Origin of the sequence: Salicibibacter halophilus, assembly GCF_006740705.1 — a bacterium.
In the GTDB taxonomy this organism is placed as follows: Bacteria; Bacillota; Bacilli; order Bacillales; family Marinococcaceae; genus Salicibibacter; species Salicibibacter halophilus.
On the sequence record NZ_CP035485.1, the window covers coordinates 2,559,118 to 2,584,265 of the forward strand.

The following is a 25,148-nucleotide window of genomic DNA, read 5'->3' on the forward strand; positions in this document are numbered from 1 at the left end:
ATGGGGGAAGTTAAAAATTACTATGCCGGCAGCAACTCCAGTCTAGGCTTTTATTCACTTTATGAAGAAGCGTTAAAGGGACTCGAGCAACTTTATATTTTAAAAGGTGGGCCGGGGACAGGGAAATCAACACTGATCAGGCAGGTCGGGCACGCGGTGGCAGAAAAAGGGACAGCGATTGAATATCTTCACTGTTCATCCGATAACGGTTCCCTGGACGGCGTGGTTATCCCCTCGCTGAAAATCGGAATCGTTGACGGCACAGCGCCGCACGTGATCGACCCCAAGTATCCGGGCGTCGTTGATTGCATCGTTAATTTGGGTGATTTTCGAGACGACACGAAGCTGAAGGCGCACAAGAACAAGATCGTGGAGCTCACTGATAAAATTGGAGAAACGTTTTCCAAAGCATACGAAGCCTTTGCTGAAGCCCGGAACGTGCATGACGTTCTGGAATCCATTTACTTAAGTGCGATGGACTTCCGGGAGGCGCATCAAGTAACAGAAGAATTGAAGGGAAAAATATTTACGAAAAACGCGGAAAACGAAGAACATGTCCCGACGGTTAGACATCGTTTTTTCGGCGCCGCGACGCCTAAAGGACCGGTACATTTTTACGACAATTTAACGGAAGATGTAAGCAAACGGTACATCGTGAAAGGCCGTGCCGGCACCGGAAAATCGACGATGATGAAAAAAATCGCCACCCATGCGGAAAGCCTTGGATATGACGTTGAATATTATTATTGTGCATTTGATCCGGAGAGCATCGATATGGTGATCATTCCCGGGTTGGAAACCGTTATTCTAGATGGAACCGACCCTCACACGTTTGATCCGGACCGAGAAAATGACGAAGTCGTCGATATGTTTATTCGCTGTATTGATCCATCCATCGAGGTGGAACAGGCCGATGCGATTCATGAAACAGAAACGTCATACAAAAATAAGATGAAACAAGGGACTCGTTATTTAAGCGATGCAAAAAGTCTTCATGATGAACTGGAAGCATATTACGGGCAAGCGATGGATTTTGAAGCTATTGACCGGAAAACGCAGGAATTATCAACGGCAATCGTTAACCTTATCAAGTGACTCCATACGTTAATGCCGGAGGCGCCTTTTATATGTGTGGGGGTGATGAAGCCCTAACTGAAGAGTGCGAACGGCGTTAGGGCTTCATCTGATGAACAATCGGAGGTCGTGGGCTCAAAAAAGGGGTAGATTACAACCGGGCACCTTCCTCGCGAGCTAATTGCACAGTCACAGAATCCTTGCCGCGCAAAGGATAAGAGCAAGTTGGAAATAAATCCCTTCTAAAAAATGGGCATAGCAGTGTCCGACATATCATACACGAAACATTACCTCAAAGGTTAAAAAGCTCGCTGGCATGAAAAGTGAATACCAATGTTCCGTATCAGAAGCCCTCGGTATTGGGTTTAGCGGACTCTATGTGCTGCACGGGTCCCACATGAGTCTTCAGGAAAGGGTTTAGCGGACTCTATGTGCTGCGCGGCTCCACATGAGTCCTCAGGAAAGGGTTTAGCGGACCCTATGTGCTGCACGGGTCCCACATGAGTCTTCAGGAAAGGGTTTAGCGGACTCTATGTGCTGTGCGGCCCCCATACGAGTCCTCAGGAATGGGGTTTGCGAACGCATAATATTTGCCGAGTGCCCAAACCGCAATTGCAATGAAAACGATATATTTAACATCTTTTTCATCTTTCCATGAGGTGTAGCAAAAAACAAGGCGTGAACCTGGTCCCGTTTTTCTGCCTAAAGCGAAAAATTGATACAGCGCAAAATGCCCCGCGCAGTCGCCATTGTCTGTTATCATCTCATGTGATAAAGTGAAAACAGGTATAGACGTGCGAATGCTTCAGGGGGTGAACGCGCTTGGCACCAATTATTACGATCATATTAATTATTGTAAGTGTTGCTCTGATTACGGTTGTTCTCATGCAACCGGGAAAAAGTGCAGGCTTATCCGGATCCATTTCCGGTGGGGCGGAGCAATTGATGGGGAAACAAAAAGCACGAGGTGTTGAATCTTTCCTCGCGAAAACAACAGTCGTGCTTGCCGTGCTGTTTTTCGTAGGCACGATTTCATTGGCATATTTTCTTCAGTAAAGCAACGGGAGACGTTCCCGTTGTTTTTTTAGGATTATATGAAGCGAAATACGGGAAACATATTTAGGCATACGTCTTGGAGGAGGAAAAGAACCATTGAAAATCGTACCCCCGAAACCGTTCACGTTTAATGGCGACAACGGGCGCGCTGTTTTGCTTTTGCATGGCTTCACCGGGTCGACGGCTGATGTGCGCATGCTCGGTCGCTTTTTGCAAAAAAACGGGTACACGACCCACGCGCCCATGTTCCCCGGACATGGAGTGCCACCCGAGCAGCTATTGGAAACGGGTCCTGATGATTGGTGGAAAGCGGTAGAAGAAGGATACAATCATTTACGGGAGCAAGGGTTTGAGCAGATTGCTGTTTGCGGTCTTTCACTTGGTGGTTTGTTCACGTTAAAAGCCGGATACACATTCAAGGTGAACGGCATTATTCCGATGTGCGCGCCTGCCATAACGAAAGAACAGGACCGGCGCTTGTATAACGGTCTATTGCAGTACTCGGAAGAATACAAGCGTTATGAGAAAAAAGAGGAGCAGACGATAGAAAAAGAAATGAATGGTGTGAAAAAGAATACGGAGACGGTGTTGACCGCCATACCTCAATTGATCGGCACGATTCGTGAACAGCTCCACGAAATAAAGGTTCCGATTGAAATCATCCAAGCCGGGCAAGATGAAATGGTCGATATCGAAAGTGCAAATGTGATTTACGATCAAGTGTCTTCACGGCAAAAACATGTGCAATGGTATGAAGACGCCCCACATGTGATTACGCTATGGAAAGAGAAAGAAAAAGTTCATGATCATATTGTTGCTTTTTTAGAACAATTAGATTGGGAAGGAAAGGAGTGAAACCATGGTGGAAGAAACTATAGAACCGGTGCTCACCCATATTCGTGACGAAGCAAAAAAACCGGTGAGCGTACATGAATTGCAAGAAGCGTTACAAATGGATGCTGCAAAAGATCGAAAAGATTTAATGAAAACGTTGAATCATTTGGAGGAGACCGGCCAGTTAATTCGTACGCGTAACAACCGCTATGGCCTACCGGAAAAAATGAATTTGATTAAAGGGACGGTACAAGCCCATCGCAAAGGTTTTGCTTTTATATTGCCTGAAGATTCAGGGCAAGATGATGTGTATGTGGCACCCGGGGATCTTGCCGGTGCCATGAACAGAGACACGGTTTTTGCCCGCATTCAATCCCGGTCGGGAGGGCAATCCGGTGATCGTTCCGAAGGTGCTGTCGTTCGCATTCTCGAAAGGGGCACGACGCGGGTTGTAGGAACATATCTCGACTATGAACGTTATGGGTTTGTTACCCCGGATGATAAACGTTTATATGACGATGTTTTTGTTCCTAAAGGACAGGAGCACGGAGCCGCCGACGGACATAAAGTGGTGCTTGAACTCACGAAATATCCGGAAGGGCGTATGGGGGCTGAAGGGGTCGTCGTTACCATTCTCGGGCATAAAAACGATCCCGGGACCGATATTTTGTCGATTATTCATAAACATGAACTGCCCGGGGAATTCCCGGAAGTGGTACAGGAAGAAGCAGCCGCCGCGCCTGACGAGATTGAAAAGGATGAAATAGACCGCCGCCGTGATTTGCGGGAGCAAACGATTGTCACCATCGATGGTGCCGATGCGAAAGACCTTGATGATGCCGTAACCGTGAAGCGCCTGGATAACGGCAATTATCGCCTCGGTGTTCATATTGCCGATGTCAGCTATTATGTGGAAGAAGGTTCTGCCATTGACGTGGAAGCCGAAGATCGCGGGACGAGTTCTTACCTCGTTGATCGCGTCATCCCAATGATCCCGCACCGGTTGTCCAATGGCATCTGTTCCTTGAATCCGAAAGTGGACAGACTCACTATCTCCTGTGAAATGGAGATTAGCCCTGAAGGGGACGTCGTTGATCATGACATTTTCGAGAGTGTCATCCGCACATCTGCACGCATGACGTACACGGAAGTGAAAGAAATTCTCGTCGACCAAAATGAAGAGACGAGAGAGCGGTATCGATCCCTCGTTCCCCTTTTTGAAGACATGGAAAACTTGGCTGCTATTTTAAGAAACAAGCGTTTTGAACGTGGAGCGATTGATTTTGATTTCAAGGAAGCGAAAGTCGAAATGGATGAGGACGGCCATCCCACAGATGTCCGTATTATCGAACGTTCTGTAGCCGAGCGTTTAATCGAAGAGTTCATGCTGGCGGCAAATGAAACCATTGCCGAGCATTTTCATTGGTTGAAGCTTCCGTTTATTTACCGTATTCACGAAGATCCGGACGAGGATAAATTGCAAAGTTTTCTCGAGTTCATTACGAGCTTTGGCTATGTGATGAAAGGGCGCGGAGATTCCATTCATCCCGGAGCCCTGCAGGAAGTGTTGCAAGCGGTAAAAGGGGAAGCGGAAGAAACGGTCATTAATACGGTCATGCTGCGATCCATGCAACAAGCCAAGTACGATCCCACAAATGTCGGGCACTTTGGGTTGGCTGCGGATTTTTACACGCACTTTACCTCGCCGATCCGCCGCTATCCGGATTTGATTGTGCATCGTTTGATTCGCACGTACTTGTTGCAAAATAAAACCGGTAAAAAGACAGTGGACCATTGGCAAGGACGTCTTCCGGATATTGCTAAACATTCGTCGGCCATGGAACGCCGTTCCGTTGACGCCGAACGGGATGTGGATGATTTAAAAAAAGCTGAGTTCATGAAAGACAAGATCGGCGAAGAGTTTCCGGCTTTTGTCAGCGGTGCAGCAAATTTTGGCTTGTTCATCCGTTTGGAAAATACCATTGAAGGCCTTGTCCACGTCAGTCATTTGACCGATGATTATTATCATTATGACGAACGCCAATTCGCGCTGATTGGAGAGCGAACCGCGAACATGTACCGTATCGGCGACCGCGTAGACGTACGCGTCCTCGATGTGAACATGGATGAGCCGAACATTGATTTTGAAATCGTCGGCATGCCGGAACGGAAAAGACGCAAACCATCGGAAGGCCAAAAGGTCATTCAAGGCGAACGCGGACGCCCGAAAGATCATAAACCGCCGAAAAATAATACGAAAAGCAAAAACGGGGGCAAGAAAGGAAAGAAAAAGAAGAAAAGTAAACGGTCGTAACAAGAAAGCTCTTTTCGAAGGGCTTTTTTTATTAGCTAGCATTGGTGGAGTCGGATTCCCTTATAATTATTGATTTTTTTACCATCAACTGCTACACTACATTACATAACTAATGCACTCATGCAGAAGAGAGGGAAGCCTTGATTCTAAATTCAGATGAATTAAAGCCGATCTATATCCAAATCTCCAAATGGATCGAAGGTGAAATTTTGAATGGCGTCTTTGGGGTAGATGAAAAGGTGTATTCCCAATATACGCTTGCGGAGATGTTCAACATTAATCCGGCGACGGCGGCCAAAGGATTAACGAAACTTGCGGAAGAGGATATTTTGTATGACAAACGCGGACTTGGTAAATTTGTCGCGAACGATGCTAGAGAAAAGATCATCGATAAACGCAAAAACCATACGTTGAAAAGGATGCTGAAAGAAATCGTTCAGGAATCAGAACGCTTGGAGATGGGCGAAGAGGAATTGATCATGATGTTGAAAGCCGTCAAGAAAGGGGAGGACGAACAATGAATGTTATCGAGTGTAAGGATGTGACAAAATCCTATAGACGAGCAAATGCGCTAAACGGATTGTCATTTACGATTGAAGAAAACAAAATCGTCGGACTTGTCGGCCGGAATGGGGCAGGCAAAACAACCTTGATGAAAATTCTCGCCGGGTTTTTGCGCGAAACTTCCGGAGAAGTGAACGTTTTTTCTGAGCGGCCATTTAATCACCTGTTTGTATCGGCGAATTCGATTTTTATTGATGAACACATGCATTTTCCATCTAAGATGTCGCTTGCCGATATTGTGAAGGAAGCAAATTACTTTTATAAAAATTGGGCTTGCGAATTGGCCGATCAACTCATTGACTATTTCAACCTTGATCGTCATCGACTCCACAAGCATCTGTCTAAAGGGCAACGGAGCACGTTTAATATGTTGATCGGCATTGCTTCCCGGTGCCCGCTCACCATTCTTGATGAACCGGCAGCCGGGATGGATACAGCCGTGAGAAAAGATATGTACAGAGCTTTGTTAAAAGATTACATCGCTTATCCCCGGACGATCCTTTTCTCGAGTCATCATATCGAGGAGATCGAGGATATTTTGGAAGAGGTATTGCTCATTGATGAAGGAGAGAAACATTTGCACCTTTCTATGGATGATTTGCAGGAAGCCACTATTGGTTTCACCGGAAAAGAAGCATTGGTATATCCGTTGCTCATCGATCAAGACATTTTGTCGGCCAAAAAGATCGGACGGGAAGATGTCCGTGTTATCGCCAAGAACCGTTTTACTACGGAAGGTTTGCAAACAATGAAGCAGGCGGGCGTTCATCTTTTCTCGGTTTCTGCGAGTGATGCCTGTGTTCATCTTACTGCGAAAACGAGTGGGGGGATCGATGATGTCTTTAACGGAAGTTAACCGAACCGGTGTGCTCACCAATCAAGTGAGATATAAGCTTAAATCTTACATTGATGTATTCGCAACGCTCGTGATCATACAATTGCTCGGCGTGCTCTTATCATTTGATGGTTCTGCCATGTCAAGCTACACTGGGTATGCCATCGAGATGGAAGCCTATTATTATTCAGCTGATATTGTGATGGGTTTTACCATTGTTTGGGGCTTCGTCGTTTCACTTTTGCTAACGACGAAAGCGTACAGGGAGGATGACTTCGCTTTTGTCGCCAATCGAATGACCAGCCATTTTTCATCGATTATATTTATCGGCATCGCCAGCGTCATTGGTGGAATGACCGCAGTATTATCCGGGTTTTTGTTACAAGTGCTCATGTACTATGGTATTGGCTATCAAAATATACTTATTTCCGAAGGATTAACGGAACCGTTGTATATGCTCACGGGGATGGCAGGCGCTGTTCTTTTCATTTTTCTTTTCAGCTCGCTCGGTTATTTTGTGGGCATGCTGGCGCAGGTGCATTGGGTGATGGTGATCGTCGTTCCCGCGGCGTTTATTGGAGTGACGATCATGCTGAATTTGAATGTAATGCCATGGCTGGGCGCTTTCTTCTTTCAAGAGTCTTCTTTCCCTGTGTTTTTGACTAAGATAGTGCTAGCCACAGCGGTTCTTTTTACGGTTGCAGGATTGATATCGAATCGGTTGGAGGTAAAAAGATGAGCATGCTGATTCAAATTGTTATATTTGTGTTTTTGATTATGTTGGTTAGTGGTTTCGTCGCAAAAGCAGCTTTGCGCGGAAAAAGGGCTTCAGGACTTATGGCAGGATATGTTGCTGTTTTGTTCATCTCAGTGATGTTATTTTTACCAATTGCGGAACAACGGGAGATAGCCGGTGAAGGGTTAGACACCCGAACTGTTGATCAAGAAAGTGAGCAGTTACAGGAAGCCGCTCAAACCGGTAACCTCAATGAAACCTATCTTCATGAACGTTGGCGCTTTGATTATGGTGAGGATGAGATACAGGTGGAGGCGTCGGACAATGGTGGGTTATCTATCTATATAGAAGAAAAAGAAGAAAATGATAACAGCGTGGAAGCAGCCTACTATCAAGTGCCATCGACGGTTGAAGGGCAGGGAGTCCAGAATCCGAATCCGCTCACTCTGGATTTGGAAGGCGATACGCTAGTCATTGGCGAACCAGAATCGTTAGAAGTGGAATATAATGTTTTTGATGAACCCTTTCCTTTTCATCAATTTAGCGATAAAAAAACCATGTTCGCCACTCAACAGGGACTTACGTTGCTTTATTTGCGTGTTCCCGCGAATCTTAACGTGGATACGATTGAAAATGTGACATATGTGGATGAGGATGTTGGATAATAGAGAAAACTCGGATGTTTAGGCGTGGAGGAAAGGATGTATTATTGTATAAAAGATTAATCGTCAAACCATTTTGCAAGAAGTAAGGCGAGCCTGCGCAGGACTCGCCTTAAAATAAGCTGATGTAAAATTGAGATATGTCTAATAATAGTTGCCATTTGGTGGTCAGTCAATGCTGAGCTTTTTGTGTCCAATGAAGTCTTGGTTGGGCGGGAATCGATAGTATAACCGAGGGTATGAGTGGTGAATTAAAACAATAGGGACTAGTACTCTATCCCAGAAATCCTTTGCCTTGGTTGATTCACATGACCAAAGTGAAATAACCTCCCTTTCGAGAGGCGAAGGCATGATTTCTGTCCCTCTCAGAGGGGGAAGCTTTCCTTTTGGGGGACGACTAAACGCATTCCGTACCTCTCAAACGGAAAACCCTCCTTCTGGGGTACAACATGGCGATTATCGTCCCTCTCAGAGTGAGGAGTACCTCTTATTAGGGACGGATGTATGATTTTACTTTTCATCAGGGGAAATATGTATGAATGGGGGAGGAATTTCTAAAGCAGTCACCATCGGAGGATTTTCGTTCAACAATTTATGGAAGAAGAATACGAAGGAGCGTTTGTCCCCATAGAGGAGTAAGTTCATGATGCCTGAAGACACTGTCCCAATAGTCATTTGATCTTCTCCCCCGACATTCATTGATAATCAAACACAATTACTTTAACATATTCTGTTGTTTTTTGTGGTCTAAGGATTTGAATTATCCAGTGACCTCTTTACATCACAATTCCAACGTGATAAAATATATTGTCCAGAGGGAAAGAAATCTGCTTATTTGGGGACGATACGGATTCGACAGGGATAGATTGAGCTTAAACTGCGAGCCGAGCTGGGCATGCTCGAGAAAGGTCCACGCCAATAATAACTGGCAAAGCTAAAGAAACTTTCGCAACACCAGCTGCACCAGTAGCTGCGTAACAGTTGCGGATCCTTCCTTTCATCGCCCGTGTGGAAGATTGAAGGGTCTCACTAATAGCGGGCTACGCTGACCGGCCGCCGTCTGAGGCCGGCAGAAGAGATTAATCAGACTAGCTGCACGGGAGCCTGTCGCCGGGCTGAAGTGACAGCGAATGATAATACGGCGACTACGCTCGTAGACGTTTAAGCGGCAATATCTCTGGACGCGGGTTCAACTCCCGCCGTCTCCACCAATACTTATATGGCAGTGGTTACAGAGGCTGTGGGAAAAATTTGGGAACATTTTGAACAAAAACGTTCTCACGAAAAGTCATTTTCCATTAATTCTACGGCTTCTTTTTGCTTAGATGGATACATGTGGCTGTATGTGTTCAAGGTTGTCGCCACGTCAGAGTGACCAAGCCGGTGGGCGATAACAATCGGGTTGACGTTTTTATCTATAAGGGTATGATGCGTGGGAATGCCTGAACTCGTAGAGCACTATCCTTTTAACCCCAGATGCTTTAATGTACTTCTTATAATGTCGGTCAAGGGTGGTTGTCGCTACACTTGTATAGAATTCCCCGAACACTACATAGTCCGATTTTACAGGTGCTGTTTTTCCAGCATCTTTTTTAAGTTCTTTTAATACTCATAACAAAATCGGGCATTAATAAATCACGTACAGCGAATTTAACGATTCACAGCACAAAAAGTTACCAATCCGTTACCAGTCGAGTGCATCTCAAAATAAAAACGGGTTCCAGTAATCGCCGGAACCCGTGCTATTAAAGTCTTATTCTGGAGCTTCCCGCCGGACTCGAACCGGCGGCCTCATCCTTACCATTCCCGCCCAACGGCTTTATCTCGCTGAAGACCTTTTTTCATAATTTATCAATCACCACTGTTGTTACCGATTATGTTACCAATCCGATTTTGTGTCATCGCGTCCGAATACTTCATACCCGATTTCTTTGGCTGACGATCCTTGTAATCCATTATGTCACATTTTGACGATTACATTATAATTTCCATATTTTGGGAAAATTGCACTTCATGACAGCGATGCTGGCTCTACCCCAATACAATATATAAATTTTAACAGATGCTTCTTTTCAATCGGCATCTGTTTTTAGTTGTTCTAATAGGCATTTTCAAAATCATCCTTTCACACGTTAATGCGAGTAATTCACCTCAATGGGATTCGTGAAGCATCACGTTGTATGAGTGTCAAGTTCCTCTTGCTTTGAGTGAAACTGTTTCGTTTCTCCCGGCTATCGTCCCGAAGAAAGCTATTAAAAGGGATACGACCATTAGAATGACTAGAGGAACAGTCCAGCCGTGAAACCATTCTGCTATTGCCCCTAGAAAAATAGGCCCGGTTGCGGCAAGTATATAACCAATAGATTGAGCCATGCCTGACAGTTGAGAGGACTCGGAAACCGTATTGGTACGAAGTACGAAAAACATCATTGCCAAACTAAATGTTGTTCCTGCACCAACGCCCGCCAATAGTAAAAATACAACAATCAGTTGCGAGGATACGAGGGAAACCCCCAATAATCCAAAAAAGAAAAATAAGCCGGATGCAAAGGCAAGAACACGTTGATTATTTAATTTAGAAGCAATAATAGGCACGATAAAATTTGCCGGTAATAAACCAATTTGAAAGAGAGCGATCAGCCAACCGGCATCTTCTTGACTAAACCCTTTTTCAAGCAGAATATCCGGCAGCCATGTAAAAAGGCTATATGGAATCAAAGATTGCAATCCCATATAAATGGTAACCGCCCATGCAATTTTGGATGTAAACAAATTGTTTGATGGCTGCGCTTTTACTTGCCCGGGAACTTTTTTATTGTCAGAAAGAATGGCTGGTAATCGCAAAAGTAATACGAGCACGGCCAAAAATGATAGAATAGTCCATATTTGCAAGGAGTTTCGCCAGTCTAGGAGTTCTAAATCGGCTAAAGGAACGGATATTCCTGAAGCAAGTGCGCCAAATACATTCATAGCAACGGAATAAAGACCGGTCATTAGCCCAATCCGATAGGGAAAACTCAATTTGATTAAACCCGGCATAAGAACATTCCCTGCCGCAATAGCCACTCCAACAAGTAACGTACCAAATAAAAGAATTGAAATTTCACCGAGTGAACGGATGAAAGTTCCAATTGATAAGATAACCATAGCGATTAATAGTGTTTTTTCCATTCCTATTTTTCTAGATAAAATCGGTACAAACGGTGAAAATAATCCAAATGCAATAAGGGGCAATGTGTTTACCATCCCTATCAAGGCATTTGATACTTGTAATTCTTCCCTCAATAAGGGGATTAGAGGACCGACCGAGGTCATCGGAGAACGAAGAGTGGCGGCTATCAACATCACAGCCGCAAGCAATAGAAACGTATAATACCGATCCCGGTTTGTTGTAATATCCATATATAAACACCTTGTTTTATTTTCAAGTTTTGAGATTAATAGAATATCTTATTAGTACACCTGTTCACTAATAAGGATGTTGATAGCACTCAACAATGTCCAATAGTATATCGAACCATTCCTTTATAAATCAACTGATATACTCATTTGTTAAATATCTAAAGTGAGTGAGGGTGTATTCTTTTAAATCGGAAAATTAAAATAAAAAATGAATGGTTTTATTTTTGCGTCTTCTGTGCCGACCTCAAAACGGATGAGCTGGGATTTCCTGTTAAACGACAGCATCTTCTTTGTCATCTCCAAATTCATTTACTAATGAATTTTGGTTCAGTAACAATTTACGGGGGACATGAATCGACACCCGATAAAACAGGAAAATCCAAATCACCTGTCGAAATGGATAAGTACCCACAAAACCCATACGAAAGGTGATTTGGATGCTTACCCATTATACCATGGTCCATGAATGTAAAGAAGTCCCTTTTGCCATTATCCATCAAGAAGAAATTCCATTTGGTTATCCGAACCCAGGATTATATCGCTACCTTCAGTTACTGAATGAAGGCACACGTTGTCCGGATTGTGGGTACTGGACAACCCGAGTGCATGAGCATCACATGAAGCAAGTGGTTGCAGGCGCTCACAACGATACACCGATCTTTGATCATTTCAACCATCGTCGATTTATATGTGATGCCTGTTGTCGTACGTTTATGGAGCCATTACCTTGGCTCAAACCATATCAACGAATGTCGGTGATAGCCAAGCAATCACTGATATTTGCAACGGCCGACCGTACCTTCAAATCGGTAGGAGAAGCCTTTGATCGCAGTGGTCAAACTATTGGGGTCCATGCACGCGCATGTCATGGGGAGCATCCAGCTATTTCGGATCGATCCACCCCCGCACTCATCGGCCTTGATGAAATCAGTTTGGCCAAAGGAAAAGGCAAGTATCGGTTGGTCATGTACGATCTCTCGGTACCATGGCGGCCCCAGTTATTCGAGTTACATGAAAGTCGTCGCAAAGAAGCTGTCATGGATCTTTTCAACCAATTGTCTCAACCTGAACAAGTGATTGCGGTTGCGATCGATATGTGGAGGCCTTATCAGACAGCGATTAAGGCCGCCCTCCCTCAAGCGATCGTGGTCATTGATGCCTTCCATGTCATCCAAGCTTCGACGCGTGCCTTGGACGATGTGCGAAAAAGCGTCCAACATGTTTTGACCAAAGAAGAACGGGTGGCATTAAAAGAAGACAAAGACTTGTTTGCTGAACGAACGGAAGAATTAACCCCGGAACAACAAGAACGTCTGAAGCATTGGGAGACAACATCACCGACGTTAGCTCAAGCCATGCGCCTGCATCAAAAACTTCGCCAATTGTATCAATGCCATGATCTGGAAGAAGCATTGGATCATTTAGGGGCGTGGGAAAAAGAGGTCATCGCCTCTTCCCTGGAGCCGTTCGATGATCTTCTCAAGACGATTTGGAATTGGTTGCCGGAAATTCTCCATCGGTTTCACTATCGTATATCCAACGCCAAAACCGAAGGGAAGAACAACCAACTCCGCACGATGAATCAACAAGGGTTTGGCTATTCGTTATTCTCTCTTCAAGCTCGGATGCAGGTGAAGGAAGAAAAAGAGGCGATCCTTAAATGGAGAAAATATCAAGCTCGGTGTGAACAAAGAATCCATCAAGAAGAATACCCACCGGCAACCTAAGGATTATCGACAAAATTTGCTCTATAAAGCAAGGTGCGGGACTTCATTGTCGAATATTGTCATCCATCCCGTGATTTGTGATAGAACCTGAATTTTTCACCAATATTTAATTGGCGGGAACAAATCCGTGACAGTTGAAACAAAGCATTCTGCAACTAGTGATTTTTTCTTGGTAGTGACCAAACCTATAATACGATGTGCATCTTTTTCCAATTCGATGGCTACGATGTCTTTTTGGAAATTTTTTAAGACAAGTTCAGGACGGATGTTAATACCTAAATTAGATTGAACTAATGCAATTATGAACGATCATCCGAAACTAGTAGAAACTTCATTAATCCCACGTTTAACGAATGTTATAAACAAGCACCATTAGCAAACGGTGAATAATTCGTCACATGGGAGACTATTGATGCGGGAATGCTTGGGGTCAATGTTGGTGTTTATCAAATCAATCTATAGCCTTATATTTTAGAAAATTCTTAATTTTAAATTGGCAGATGGTCGTGTTACCCAACAGTTGCCAATTTTACCTGAAGGCTAGGGATACCTGAACACATGAGACTCATGTTCTATTTATTTAAATGAGAGAATTTCCAAAATTCAATCCTCTGAAGATAGTTGCTTGCAGGAAATATAGCTATTTTATACTTGGAATACATAGTTAGTTCAATTGGTGAACGGGAGCGATAAAGTGCCACCGGGGAAGGTGAGAGGTTAGCGGGTAAGAAGTCAGGAACTCAATAAAAACTTCCGGAGTTTATTGCGTCATTATTACAATGTATCGCTCAGGTCGCGAAGATAGTGCTCCTCGATGAAGCCATGGTTAACCAATGCTCGTCTCAACAGCAGGCTCTTCATGTTCTGCCTTATTCTTTCTATAAATATTCTATAAAATGGAAAATCAGAAATAATATTTTTACGAGTTTTTAATTTTACTGTGATGAAATGTACGATCTATTTATTTAAACTAAACACTGGCGATAAAGTCAAAGGTTGGAAAGGATGTAAAGTAACAGGTATTATGCTGTACATTGTATCTCTCTGTATTCTTATCCTAATCATGTTCGGTATTATTGAAAATCGGCAACATAATAAGAACATCGCTGCGATTCCCGTACGCATCAACATTAACGGGGTTCGCGGAAAATCAACGGTTACGAGATTAGTCACCGGTGTTCTCACCGAGGCTAATTACAAAACAGTAGGGAAAACAACTGGTACGGAAGCTCGGATGCTCTATTGGTTTGATAACCAGGAAGAACCGATCAAACGCCGGCCAGAGGGACCTAATATTGGCGAACAAAAAGATGTTGTCAAAAAAGCTGCCTCTCTAAACGCTGATGCATTGGTAAGTGAGTGCATGGCCGTCACCCCTGACTATCAACAGGTTTTCCAGAAAAAAATGCTTCAAGCCAATATTGGCGTGATTGTAAATGTTTTAGAAGATCACATGGATGTGATGGGTCCAACGCTGGACGAGGTAGCTCAAGCATTCACATCTTCGATTCCATATGATGGCTTTTTGATTCTTAATGAAAATCCCTATGTTTCCAAGTTTCAAGAAATAGCCCAGGAAAGGAACACTAAGGTGATCGTGTGTGACATCTCTCGAATTTCCGAACGTTATTTACGGCAGTTTCACTATATGGTGTTTCCCGAAAATGCGGCTCTGGCATTAGCGGTGGCAGATGCGTTAGGCATTGATGAACATACTGCTTTCAAAGGGATGTTAAAGGCATGGCCCGATCCGGGATCCTTACAAATCACGCCGATTAATCTTCATCCTGATCATTCCCCCCTCCTATCTTGTCAATGGGTTTGCTGCTAACGATGCGACATCTACAATCAATATTTGGGAACGAGTAAAGACCATGGGGTATCCGACGGATGAATCAATAGTGGTGATGAACTGCCGTGCTGATCGAGTAGATCGTACTGAACAATTTGCAATCGATGTACTCCCTTATATTTCTTGTAAAACGCTCGTTTTAATTGGAGAAACGGTAACCCCGGTGATTGATAGTTACAAAGCCGGAAACATTCGGACGGATATGCTATTGAACTTTGAAAAATATACAACAGAAGAAATTATTCAAGAGATCAAACCCTATACCATAAACTCCGTTATCTATGGAATCGGCAATTTCCATGGGGCGGCAGAACCATTCGTAAATGCATTACAGAATATCCAGGTAAAAGAGGAACCGTTCGTAGATCAAATTGCAGCTAATCAATGAAAAAGGAGTTGTCATCATTGGGGTTATCGGAAATTACGATTGCGCTCGTGGCAGGTGTGACGTTTAGTCTCGTTTTTGCTGAAAAAACCGGTATTTTACCGGCTGGTTTAGTCGTTCCGGGTTATTTGGCACTTGTGATCGACGCCCCGTTATACGCTATTTCGATCTTTTTTGTCAGTTTTGCTACATACCTTGCCGTCATGCATGTCATCAATCGATTTACGATTTTATATGGCCGAAGGAAATTTACAGCGATGCTACTAACAGGCATTCTATTAAAGCTTGGTTTTGATAACGTATTTGGAATTACTCCTATAGACGTCGGTAATTTACAAGCGATCGGGTTGATTGTTCCCGGACTTATAGCGAACACGATTCAACGGCAAGGGGTTATACCCACGATTTCTAGCACAATGCTTCTAAGTTTTTTATCGTTCGGCGTACTCTTGCTTTACCAAACCTTTTTTGTCTAGCGAGGGGAAAGAACTGTCCCAACTGATCTTGAGACACTGTGTAGAAATATCTAGAGACATCCAACTCGCCCTTGATTTGAAGGGCTTGAATATACTATACGAGGGATATACTATGCAACAGGTGTTAAATATGAAGGAAAAGTATTTAAAGATCGTTAAGCACGAAAAACCGAAAACAACCACTCACACGATTATCGGGTTTATCGTCACTTTAGTCATTTTGCTTGGATTTATATAAAAAGGGCGTGGAGTAATTGGACCGCAAGAAAGAAAAAAAGAAAGAAAGCTTAGGCGTTCTTTTGTTGTTGGCCGTAGCTACTGTGTTACTGAGTGTTCAGGCCACTCTTAATGGTCCGACAAACCCTGACCCTAGTTATCAAACACAGGAGGCAGCTCCCGAAGATCCCGAAAGCCCTGGCATAGGAGTAGCAACTGACAATCCTGAGGCCACTGATGTGGGCATGGATGTGTTGAAAGAAGGGGGCAACGCAGTTGATGCAGCAGTAGCCATTTCCTATTCTTTGGGTGTTCTAGAACCTTTTGCTTCCGGAATCGGGGGTGGGGGGATCATGCTCGTTCATTCTGCTGATGATCCGGAACCTGTGCTATATGATTACCGAGAAACTGCTCCCGATAAAGAGCAAAAGCCGGAGTCTGGCATCGGTACTCCTGGTTTTGTCATGGGAATGCACGAAGCCCATGAGGATTTCGGAAACCAGTCGTTGGAGTATTTATTAAAACCAGCGATTAAGCAAGCCGAAAATGGGGTCGAGGTTTCGAACTCCCTTCATTCTCATTTGATTAACGCCAGTGATCATATTTCTCGCAACGATGATGCATCTTTTTTTTATCCTGGGGGCCGAGCCATCGAAGAAGGAGAGACTCTTTATCAACAAGAATTGGCTGAAATGATGGCGATCATTAGTGAAGAAGGGTCTGAGACCTTCTATCAAGGAGCAATAGCAAATCAATTGGCGGAGAGTGTGGATGGTATAGAGAAAGAAGATCTTGAAAGCTATGAAGTGGAAAAAACAGAACCTATTCAAGGGGAATTTGCAGGTTTTGATGTATATGCTCCCCCGCCTCCTGCCGGAGGATCCATGCTCATTCAAACGTTACAGATGACAGAGGAACTACAAATAGGCCAATACAAGAACCTGCCCGCGGATTTTGCTAAAGGGGTAGGTGAAATTAATCGTGAATCTTATCAAGACCGTCTCGAAACCATAGGCGATCCAGAGTTTGTTGATGTATCGGAAGAAATAACCAGTAAGGAGTACAGCCGAGAACTGGCTTCAAATGTTTCCCGAGATGCTATGGATGAGTTTGAAGATCACGGGGATGAGGCAGGGGAAGATGGAAACACCACTCATTTTGTTGTTGTCGATCAAGAGGGGATGATGGTATCTGTGACTAACACCCTGAACAGTTTTTTTGGTTCCGGAGAATTTACGAACGGTTTTTTCTTAATTAATCAGTTAGATAATTTTTCTCAAAGTTCGGCCTCGCCTAATGCGTATGAACCAAACAAGCGGCCTTTTAGTTATATCACTCCCACGGTGTTGGCGAAAAATGGAACACCAATAATCGGCATCGGCAGTGCCGGCGGAAGGCGGATAACGTCTACGTTATCCCAGACATTGATTCGTCACTTGCTTTTTGAACAACCCATCGATGAAGCCATTGAAGAGAACCGTTTTTATCGAGATAAGCAAGACAAAAAAATGTATTATGAAGAGCGTATTTCTCCTGAAATGGAAGAGGAATTAGAAAATGACGGGTACACGGTTGATAATTCACGAAGCCCCGTATACTTTGGCAGTGTTCAAAGTCTTACGATTGATTACGAGTCGGGGAATATTTATGGTGGCTCAGATTCCAGAAGAAATGGTGAATGGAAGTCACGATAAGTTTAAATGAAGTACAGTATCTACCAATATTTTCATTTTAAAGATAACAAAGTAATAGGAGAAAACTTATATTTATGAAATTTAGATTCATTACTATCCTTCATTACTTGAAATTAGATACGATAAAAAAAAGAGGAGTTAAAATTTATCCGGGTGCCAGAATTTCAAATGGTTCACAAATATTATCAAAAACACTGGAAACAGAGTTAATGCGTACTACACTAGGTGATCACTCAATAACTGAATTTATAAATAGTGTATATTTTTATATTGATGGGACTTTTAACCATATACATTCAAAAAAGGATATGGATGAAATAGGAAACGAACATGCCCTTCTCTATTTAAGGCATGCCCAGGCTTTCGCGCGAAAATTATGGGAGATAAAAGATAATAATGTATATGTAAGAGATGGTTTTTTCATTTTTTATCACAACCATTTTAATGAAGGATTCACCTATAAAGCATCTTTGGCAGAAATATTTACTTGTGCTACTGGAGAGAAGAAAAACTCACTATTTACGGGTTCGGAAATATCTTCAGCTATTAATAATTTTGAACCGCCTAAAATAGAAGACTTTGAAGGAGAAAGATCGGAAAGTAAATGGTCGAGTTCAAAGCATTTATCTAAAGCATTTGGGTCTAATCGAATGGTAAGAGCACATTACTTTATAGAATCAGCTAGAAAAAGCCATGTTGTATCCATTAAAATCGTATTTTATTGCCATGCTTTAGAATGTTTATTTACAGTGGAAAACTCTGAAGTTCATCCCGAGATTGCGGAACGTGTGTCTATTTTGCTGAGTAGTTCAAAAGAGTCAAAGATGAAACTATTTCAATTAATAAAAAGTGCTTATAGCCATCGGTCAAGATTGTTGCACGGTCAATACCTTAAAGAAACAGAATCAACTTTAATTGAAATATCTAATGAATTAGACAATGTACTAAGACAACTCATTTTATATAACCACGAGATCTTTTCTTAAACTAACGGTCAGTCAAAGGGCGGCGGCGAACCGCCCCCATCTATAACCACACAACATTAACGACGGATAACGTCGTAACCATGACGATGATGCTGAGTGGAAATCCAACTTTCGCGTAATCGGTGAACTTGTAACCCCCGGGACCGTAGACGATGAGATTTGTTTGATAACCGATAGGGGTTATAAAGCTGGCGGAAGCAGCGATAGCGACAACGACGGCGAATGCCATCGGATCGGCGCCTATTTGTTCGGCCGCGCTGATGGCAATCGTGAACATCAACACTGCAGCAGCATTGTTCGTGATCATTTCAGTCAAAGTATTAGTCATTAAATATACCAAAAATAAGACGGCTAACATGCCGAAAGGTTCGCCAAATTGAACAAGCCCGGAAGCTACCCAGGCGGCAGCACCGGTTACTTCAAGCGCGGCACCGATACCGATTGCGCTGGCGATTAACAATAAGACGTTAAGTTGGACTGATTTTTTTGCTTCCCCCGGTGTAATCACTCGTGTAGCGAACAATACCACGACGGCAATGCCCATCGCCTCAAACATGGAGAACACTTCGAACGTAACGAGAGCGATCATAATGACAAGGATCGCGACTGTGAAGAAACCTTTTCGTACATCGACTTTCGATAAGAAGGGATTTTTCATAGGTGTGACGACATAGAAGTCGCTGTTTAACCCTTTACGCTGGCTAAAATCGGTGCCTGTCAGCAACAGTAAAGTATCCCCCGGCTTAAGGATGATGTCTCCGATTTTTCCTTCTATACGCTCGTGGTTACGGCGGATGGCGATAACAGCGGCATCGTATAAGCCTCGAAACTTTGTGGCTTTCAATTTCTTCTGCAATAGAGAAGATTGGTGGGAGATCACCACTTCAACTAGCTGTGTGTTGCCGTTTTCCAATATGTCCAAAGATAGGTCTGCTCCGGGTTTCAAGCGGAGTCCTTTCGAATGTTGCAATTCCGCGATGGTTTGGACAGCCCCCGTAAAAATCAGGCGATCGCCGGATTCAATGATGGTCGTTGATTTTACAGGAAATACTCGCTGGGTTCCACGGATGATTTCAATCAAAAATAAGCCTTTCAAGTTACGAAGAGCGGCCTGTTCAACTGTTTTTCCGATATGAGGATAGGAATCTTCAACGATCATTTCGGCTAGGTATTCTCGGCTTTGTTCCTGGAATGTATCCGTTATGTTTTTGTGATCGGGCAACAGCTTATACCCGATGGTTAATAAGTAAAACAAGCCGAGGATGGCGATGGGGATTCCGACCCATGCCAATTGGAAAATTGAGAACCCACCCAGACCTTCTTCCAACAACATTCCATGGACGATTAAATTCGTTGAGGTGCCCATCAATGTGATCGTTCCGCCCAAAATCGTAATATAGGATAGTGGAATTAAAAATTTGGATGGGGAAATATTCCGATCTTCGCACCATTTTCGGACAGATGGCGTAAAAGCAGCGACAATCGGGGTGTTATTTAAAAAAGCAGACATGCCGGCAACCGGCGCCATCATTTTGAACATGGCCCCGCGCGGCGACGAACCTGAACCGAGCAAGAAAGCAAGCATCCGGTCAAAAATCCCGCTCTTCTGGATAGCGCCGGCAATAATAAACAGCAACGCCACCGTTAACATGCCCTCGTTCGCGAACCCTTGCAGCGCTTCTTCCGAACTCAAAACCCCCGTTATTAAAAATAACATCAATGTTCCGAATACAATGAGATCAGGTCGAGCGACTTCAAGAAAAAGGGTGGCCATCATAATAAAAATAACGATTAATACAAAGGCAATTTCCCAAGACACACATCATCACGCCTTACAATAAAGAATAATCAAGCTAATTTAGGCGTTTTCCGTTTCATTCTTTTATAAATGAATAGAGAAAGAACGTAATTATGTAAGTGAATATTACAGTACATTTATAATCCATATATGTCAAGTAGGAATTATTGTACATTAAGTGTTGCTCCAGACAAATATACAGCGAAAAGTCCATGGTGTCGAAACTTGATATGGAAATAGGGGCAGGACGGCAAGCTGTCGCATAGCTTCTCTTACTTTTTTCTATTAATAAATAATAAAATTATTAAAATTAGCATTGTCATATATTCATGGTTGTTGTATGATATATATGGTAATAAAACTTTAGTAATGGTTCATAAAAACTAAAATAAAAAAATAATTGGAAAGGGATGATTCATTTTGAAAAAGCTTTTGCCTAAAAGACTTGTTACTGCCACATTGGCTGGGATGTTTACATTGGGTATTATGGGGGTACATAGTGCTAGCGCCAATGAACTTGATTTTTTAAATGATGAATTCGATCAACATACCGTGGGAGAAAGTGAAGTTTTTCCTGAAGGTGGTCTGTATAAAGGGAATGTAGTCGAAGATGAGGTTATGCCCGGGGGCTCCTGGTTTAAAGGTGATCGTACGTATAGCGAAATGATGGAAGAAATGGATGAACAGTTGGAAAATGAGGATTTTGAAGGCCTTGCCGGTCAATCTCTTGATTTTATTCTTGGACAAACATGGCTCGAAGTAGATGAAGGTGAAACGATCAATACAAACAATATTGAATGGGCCCAGGCAGATGAGGTAAGTGCTGAAAATGCCGCTTCCTTTGGGGAAGGAACATTTAAAGTGGGAACAGATATTCAGCCGGGAACATATGAAGCGGTTGAGTACACGCAGGAAGAGTTAGGGTTCGGGATTTTCTTCGGTTTGAATGGTGTTTCCGGGGATTATGTCGCCGATGAAATCGATATTAATCTAAATGCAGGGATTTCTGAAGAGTATGCTGATATGGACCTTCCTGGCCTTTACACGTTGGAAAATGCTGAAATAACAATTTCCGAAGATCAGCCATATGTTTTCAGTACGGGTGTAACATGGGAACTTGCGGACGTAGCAAGTGAAGATGATGATGAAAGTACAGAAGAGGATGGAACGACAGAAGATCAAGTAACTACAGAAAATGAAGAAACGACGGAAGACGAGGGAACTACAGCGGATGAAGGAAACGAAGAGCAAGATGCCGGTGTAGAGGCAGAATCAAGTGAAAAAGAAGGAGGCGCATTGCCGGATACAGCAACCAATACCCCCTTACTTCTCGCGGTTGGTCTTTCAATGTCAATTGTAGCTGGTGGAGCATTATTAATCCGGCGCCGTCTGCAAGTTGAATAAGCTGTACCATTAAAGGATGAGGCTTCGAGTCTTGTCCTTTTTGTGATTAAAAACAAGTAGATTGAACAATATGCCGAGAACAAATTGCTGTTCGGCCGCATCCTCTAAAAAAGATTGTAGTGATGAATGATATCGGTTACGATGAAGACAATCTGATTTTTGAAAAATAAAACGAAGGGTGGTGCCTGACATAAAAGTTTTTCTATACCTAATGGTGATCTTCGGTGTTTCCCTGGCTGCCTGGTCCGGGTACGACTGGATACAAAGCACGCAATCGGTCGAATCTATTGACGAAGACGCGGAACTGGCGGAGGAGATGCAAGCGGAAGCGCCTGAACCTGAACCGGAGCTGGAGCCGGAACTTGTGGAGGAAAATGAAGACGCTGAATCTCCCGATCCATCCCAAACATATGATTTTGACAAAGGAGACGAAATGGCCTCCCTTGAACTCCCATCCATCGACTCCCGCTTTGAGGTTTTTTGGGGAACCGATGACGCGACACTCGACCAAGGTGTCGGCATGTATGTTTCCGATGAGTGGACGGAGACCCCCAATGTGCAAAAACATACGGTTTTAAGCGGTCACAGGGATACGGTCTTCACTGAACTCGGTGAAGTTGAAGAAGGTGATGTCATGCACGTGGAATTTGATGGTTGGGTTTACGAATATGAAATTGATGACATATGGATTACCGACGCGGACGATCGCACCGTCATTGTTGAAAAAGAAGAGTCGGTATTGACGGTGACGACCTGTTATCCGTTCGATTATATTGGCGCCGCACCTGACCGCTATATTATGCAGGGCGAATTGGTTGATCTATATGAGAAATAACGAAAAGTTTAGCCGCGCCGGGCTAAACTTTTTTCATAGGGAGCGTGGGCTTGTCATACGTTTACATTAGGAGACGGGGTGATGCGTATGAGTAGTCTGGTGGGGTTATTACTATCTTTTAGTCTTCTGTTTGTTGTGTTCCTGTTCTTGCTTTTTTTCGTATTGAAAGGTTTGCATCAAATCGTGAACATGCAGAAATTTCTCCGTATCAATATCATCGGCATCATTGGGATGGGCGCCGTGATCGTCATCGGATTTTTGAAAAATTTCTACAGCATAACGTTCATGTTGGTGATTCCGCTGGCGATCCAAGTGTTTTGTGTTCGAAATGTGGTCTTGCACTACAGGGGGAGGAAATATTAAATGTCAACGATGGCGGTCATCGTCGTGATCCAAGTGGTGTCGTTCCTGTTGATCGGCGCGTTTCTTTTGTTCATCATCAATCATTTCAGCAAGTTCACGTTCGTGAATATCCGGAAGGTTTTGCCCGGTATCGGCATTTTTGCCGTGGCGGTGGTGTTGGTTTCATGGTTTATGCAAGGAGGGCAAGGCTTATCATATTTTTTGCTCCCCCTCATTATAATAGGAATTTTGTTTGTCATGATAAAAAAAGCGCCCGCGCGTTGACGGGCGAGTGTTAATCCATGCCTTTCATGCGTTGGCCAATGGCTTTGTCCATTTGCCGTTTGGCATCTTTTTCCTTTAAAGCTTGTCGTTTGTCGTATTTCTTTTTCCCTTTTGCAAGCCCGATTAGTACTTTCGCGCGTCCTTGCTTCAGATAAACCTTGATTGGGATGATCGAATACCCTTGTTGCTGGGTTTTGCCAATGAGCTTTTTGATTTCCCGTTTGTGAAGAAGCAGTTTCCGCTCGCGAACCGGATCGTGATTGTGGCGATTGCCTTGCTCGTACGGGCTGATATGGGCCTGGTGTAAAATCACTTCCCCTTTCTCCACGCGTGCGAAGCTCTCCTTGATATTGATTTTTCCGGCGCGTATCGACTTGATCTCGGTACCGCGCAATACCATCCCTGCTTCAAACGTTTCTTCAATAAAAAAATCATGGCGCGCTTTTCTGTTTTGGGCGATTATTTTTCCTTCATGTTTTGCCATAGCCGTGCATCCTTTTTTCCATTGTCATTCCTTTATGGTAGCAAATTTACCGTGGTCCCGCAATTGTGCTATATTAGACGGGTAAGAGTACATAAAAAGGAGAGGAACGGATATGGAGGAATTTGCGAATTTGCCGACAACTCCAGTTTCTGATGGGTTAGGCGGAAAAAATCACATGGATATCGGGATCAAGCCGCTATCCGATCATTGGCATGTGTATGGACGGGCGTTTACGGTTGATGCACCGGCCGGTGAAAATATTTCTGTGTTGGAAGGGATGTACAATGCAAAACCCGGCGACGTATTGGTCGTGGACGGGAAAGGCGCGACCGGGAATGCCCTCGCCGGTGATTTTGTCATCGGTCTGGCGCAATCACTAGGGTTGCACGGTGTCGTGATCGATGGCGTTATTCGCGATATTTCAGATATTCGTGAATTGGATTACCCTGTTTTTACGAGAGGAGCGACGACGGCAGCGAGCAAAAAAACGAAGGAAGGAAACATCAATGTTCCGGTTACGGTCGGCGGTGTGGAAGTGAACCCCGGGGATATCGTTGTCGGTGATGTCGACGGTGTCGTCATCGTGCCGGCGGATCAAGCGGACGAAGTGGCCGAAAAAGCGCAAGCGCGAATCGAAAAAGACGAAAAAAGAGAAGCCGATTACGGTGGAAGCTCGGAGAAGGCGAGAGAATACATCGAAAATTTTTTGCGGAACAATAAGAAGTAGCAGCCCTGGGATAGTCGAAAACACTACTTCTGTGTATAGGCAAGCGGTGTAATATTTGCTATGATGAATTCAAGTATTGTGATCGACAAATTTCGAAGAGGGAGGCGAAAAGGGTGGCTGAGGAAACGAAAGAAATTTTAAATGCAATACTGCACCGTTTGAATACGTTGGATGCCAATGTTGAGGGTATAAAGAATGATCTTTCACAATTTAGATCAGAAACAAACCAAAACTTTGCTCATGTTGATCGCCAGTTCCGTTTATTCGATTCAGATATGGAAATGCTAAACAAGAAAGTGGCCGAACACGACAGAGACATCAATCGTTTGAAACAGGTAAACGGTATTTAAGTTTCATCAGCATCATGATGCTTTCATTAAAAAGTGCATCCAACCGTCGGATGCACTTTTTTACGTTTTATTAATCGACGGGAAATATGTGAATATCCGCGGGAAATAAC

23 protein-coding genes, 1 other RNA gene and 2 pseudogenes are annotated in these 25,148 nt (G+C 43.6%); 20 read left to right on the forward strand and 6 right to left on the reverse strand.

The window, feature by feature from the left end:
* From EPH95_RS12470 to ssrA, 9 genes are all read left to right on the forward strand, one after another.
* Complete coding sequence (locus EPH95_RS12470; RefSeq protein WP_142090417.1) at positions 1–1,095, forward strand: PRK06851 family protein; 1,095 nt, start codon at positions 1–3, stop codon at positions 1,093–1,095.
* An 801-nt stretch (positions 1,096–1,896) separates the two neighbouring features.
* Positions 1,897–2,130, forward strand: a complete 234-nt coding sequence (gene secG / locus EPH95_RS12475; protein WP_142090418.1) for a preprotein translocase subunit SecG — start codon at positions 1,897–1,899, stop codon at positions 2,128–2,130.
* Positions 2,131–2,226: 96 nt separating this feature from the next.
* Positions 2,227–2,985 carry an alpha/beta hydrolase gene (locus EPH95_RS12480; protein WP_142090419.1) on the forward strand — a complete coding sequence of 253 codons (759 nt, stop codon included), beginning with the start codon at positions 2,227–2,229 and terminating at the stop codon, positions 2,983–2,985.
* Positions 2,986–2,989: 4 nt separating this feature from the next.
* Positions 2,990–5,278 carry a ribonuclease R gene (gene rnr / locus EPH95_RS12485; protein WP_142090420.1) on the forward strand — a complete coding sequence of 763 codons (2,289 nt, stop codon included), beginning with the start codon at positions 2,990–2,992 and terminating at the stop codon, positions 5,276–5,278.
* A gap of 140 nt (positions 5,279–5,418) precedes the next feature.
* Positions 5,419–5,799 carry a GntR family transcriptional regulator gene (locus tag EPH95_RS12490; protein ID WP_142090421.1) on the forward strand — a complete coding sequence of 127 codons (381 nt, stop codon included), beginning with the start codon at positions 5,419–5,421 and terminating at the stop codon, positions 5,797–5,799.
* The gene (locus EPH95_RS12495; RefSeq protein WP_142090422.1) at positions 5,796–6,698 is read left to right on the forward strand and encodes an ATP-binding cassette domain-containing protein; all 903 of its coding nucleotides are present in this window, start codon (positions 5,796–5,798) and stop codon (positions 6,696–6,698) included. The genes EPH95_RS12490 and EPH95_RS12495 overlap by 4 nt, the downstream gene beginning before the upstream one ends.
* Complete coding sequence (locus EPH95_RS12500; RefSeq protein ID WP_142090423.1) at positions 6,676–7,416, forward strand: hypothetical protein; 741 nt, start codon at positions 6,676–6,678, stop codon at positions 7,414–7,416. Before EPH95_RS12495 ends, EPH95_RS12500 begins: the two co-directional genes overlap by 23 nt.
* The gene (locus EPH95_RS12505; protein ID WP_142090424.1) at positions 7,413–8,078 is read left to right on the forward strand and encodes a hypothetical protein; all 666 of its coding nucleotides are present in this window, start codon (positions 7,413–7,415) and stop codon (positions 8,076–8,078) included. Before EPH95_RS12500 ends, EPH95_RS12505 begins: the two co-directional genes overlap by 4 nt.
* Positions 8,079–8,912: 834 nt before the next feature.
* Positions 8,913–9,286: a transfer-messenger RNA gene (gene ssrA, locus EPH95_RS12510) on the forward strand.
* 67 nt (positions 9,287–9,353) lie between these two features.
* Here the strand turns inward: ssrA and EPH95_RS19260 are convergent.
* The 3 genes and pseudogenes from EPH95_RS19260 to EPH95_RS19265 form a co-directional block, all read right to left on the reverse strand.
* Positions 9,354–9,700 (reverse strand): annotated as a pseudogene (locus EPH95_RS19260) (tyrosine-type recombinase/integrase); the annotation flags it as partial.
* A gap of 562 nt (positions 9,701–10,262) precedes the next feature.
* Positions 10,263–11,477: a CynX/NimT family MFS transporter gene (locus EPH95_RS12515; protein ID WP_142090425.1), complete on the reverse strand. Its 1,215-nt coding sequence runs from the start codon at positions 11,475–11,477 to the stop codon at positions 10,263–10,265.
* Positions 11,478–11,748: 271 nt separating this feature from the next.
* Positions 11,749–11,889 (reverse strand): hypothetical protein, encoded by a 141-nt coding sequence (locus EPH95_RS19265; RefSeq protein ID WP_227003899.1) that lies wholly within the window; start codon positions 11,887–11,889, stop codon positions 11,749–11,751.
* Between the two features lie 25 nt (positions 11,890–11,914).
* On the opposite strand from EPH95_RS19265, the gene EPH95_RS12520 reads away from it, so the two are divergent.
* The 6 genes and pseudogenes from EPH95_RS12520 to EPH95_RS12540 all read left to right on the forward strand — a co-directional run bounded on the left by EPH95_RS12520 (position 11,915) and on the right by EPH95_RS12540 (position 18,813).
* Positions 11,915–13,204, forward strand: a complete 1,290-nt coding sequence (locus EPH95_RS12520; RefSeq protein WP_142088183.1) for an ISL3 family transposase — start codon at positions 11,915–11,917, stop codon at positions 13,202–13,204.
* A gap of 1,024 nt (positions 13,205–14,228) precedes the next feature.
* Positions 14,229–15,444 (forward strand): annotated as a pseudogene (pgsB, locus tag EPH95_RS12525) (poly-gamma-glutamate synthase PgsB).
* Between the two features lie 17 nt (positions 15,445–15,461).
* Complete coding sequence (pgsC, locus tag EPH95_RS12530) at positions 15,462–15,917, forward strand: poly-gamma-glutamate biosynthesis protein PgsC (protein WP_142090426.1); 456 nt, start codon at positions 15,462–15,464, stop codon at positions 15,915–15,917.
* A gap of 112 nt (positions 15,918–16,029) precedes the next feature.
* A complete protein-coding gene (locus EPH95_RS19525; RefSeq protein WP_264371948.1) occupies positions 16,030–16,155 on the forward strand; it encodes a hypothetical protein in 126 nt (41 codons plus the stop codon).
* A gap of 16 nt (positions 16,156–16,171) precedes the next feature.
* The gene (gene ggt / locus EPH95_RS12535) at positions 16,172–17,827 is read left to right on the forward strand and encodes a gamma-glutamyltransferase (RefSeq protein ID WP_193556975.1); all 1,656 of its coding nucleotides are present in this window, start codon (positions 16,172–16,174) and stop codon (positions 17,825–17,827) included.
* A gap of 74 nt (positions 17,828–17,901) precedes the next feature.
* Positions 17,902–18,813, forward strand: coding sequence for a HEPN domain-containing protein (locus tag EPH95_RS12540; protein ID WP_142090427.1), 912 nt, complete (start codon positions 17,902–17,904; stop codon positions 18,811–18,813).
* A gap of 40 nt (positions 18,814–18,853) precedes the next feature.
* Here the strand turns inward: EPH95_RS12540 and EPH95_RS12545 are convergent, their stop codons facing one another.
* A complete protein-coding gene (locus EPH95_RS12545) occupies positions 18,854–20,632 on the reverse strand; it encodes an SLC13 family permease (protein ID WP_142090428.1) in 1,779 nt (592 codons plus the stop codon).
* Between the two features lie 411 nt (positions 20,633–21,043).
* Between EPH95_RS12545 and EPH95_RS12550 the strand changes: the two genes are divergently transcribed.
* Together EPH95_RS12550 and EPH95_RS12555 are read left to right on the forward strand one after the other, a co-directional pair.
* Positions 21,044–22,015, forward strand: a complete 972-nt coding sequence (locus tag EPH95_RS12550) for an LPXTG cell wall anchor domain-containing protein (RefSeq protein ID WP_160141757.1) — start codon at positions 21,044–21,046, stop codon at positions 22,013–22,015.
* Between the two features lie 181 nt (positions 22,016–22,196).
* Positions 22,197–22,850 carry a class D sortase gene (locus EPH95_RS12555; protein ID WP_227003900.1) on the forward strand — a complete coding sequence of 218 codons (654 nt, stop codon included), beginning with the start codon at positions 22,197–22,199 and terminating at the stop codon, positions 22,848–22,850.
* A 111-nt stretch (positions 22,851–22,961) separates the two neighbouring features.
* Here the strand turns inward: EPH95_RS12555 and EPH95_RS12560 are convergent, their stop codons facing one another.
* On the reverse strand, positions 22,962–23,192 hold the full coding sequence (locus EPH95_RS12560; RefSeq protein WP_160141758.1) for a hypothetical protein: 231 nt from the start codon (positions 23,190–23,192) through the stop codon (positions 22,962–22,964).
* 21 nt (positions 23,193–23,213) lie between these two features.
* Here EPH95_RS12560 and EPH95_RS12565 point away from each other — a divergent pair, with 21 nt between their 5' ends.
* Positions 23,214–23,477, forward strand: coding sequence for a hypothetical protein (locus EPH95_RS12565; protein ID WP_142090431.1), 264 nt, complete (start codon positions 23,214–23,216; stop codon positions 23,475–23,477).
* A 10-nt stretch (positions 23,478–23,487) separates the two neighbouring features.
* Here EPH95_RS12565 and smpB read toward each other — a convergent pair whose 3' ends face one another.
* The gene (smpB, locus tag EPH95_RS12570) at positions 23,488–23,961 is read right to left on the reverse strand and encodes an SsrA-binding protein SmpB (protein WP_142090432.1); all 474 of its coding nucleotides are present in this window, start codon (positions 23,959–23,961) and stop codon (positions 23,488–23,490) included.
* 112 nt (positions 23,962–24,073) lie between these two features.
* On the opposite strand from smpB, the gene EPH95_RS12575 reads away from it, so the two are divergent.
* Positions 24,074–24,688 carry an RraA family protein gene (locus tag EPH95_RS12575; RefSeq protein WP_142090433.1) on the forward strand — a complete coding sequence of 205 codons (615 nt, stop codon included), beginning with the start codon at positions 24,074–24,076 and terminating at the stop codon, positions 24,686–24,688.
* A 113-nt stretch (positions 24,689–24,801) separates the two neighbouring features.
* Positions 24,802–25,038 carry a hypothetical protein gene (locus tag EPH95_RS12580; RefSeq protein ID WP_142090434.1) on the forward strand — a complete coding sequence of 79 codons (237 nt, stop codon included), beginning with the start codon at positions 24,802–24,804 and terminating at the stop codon, positions 25,036–25,038.
* Positions 25,039–25,148: the final 110 nt, after the last annotated feature.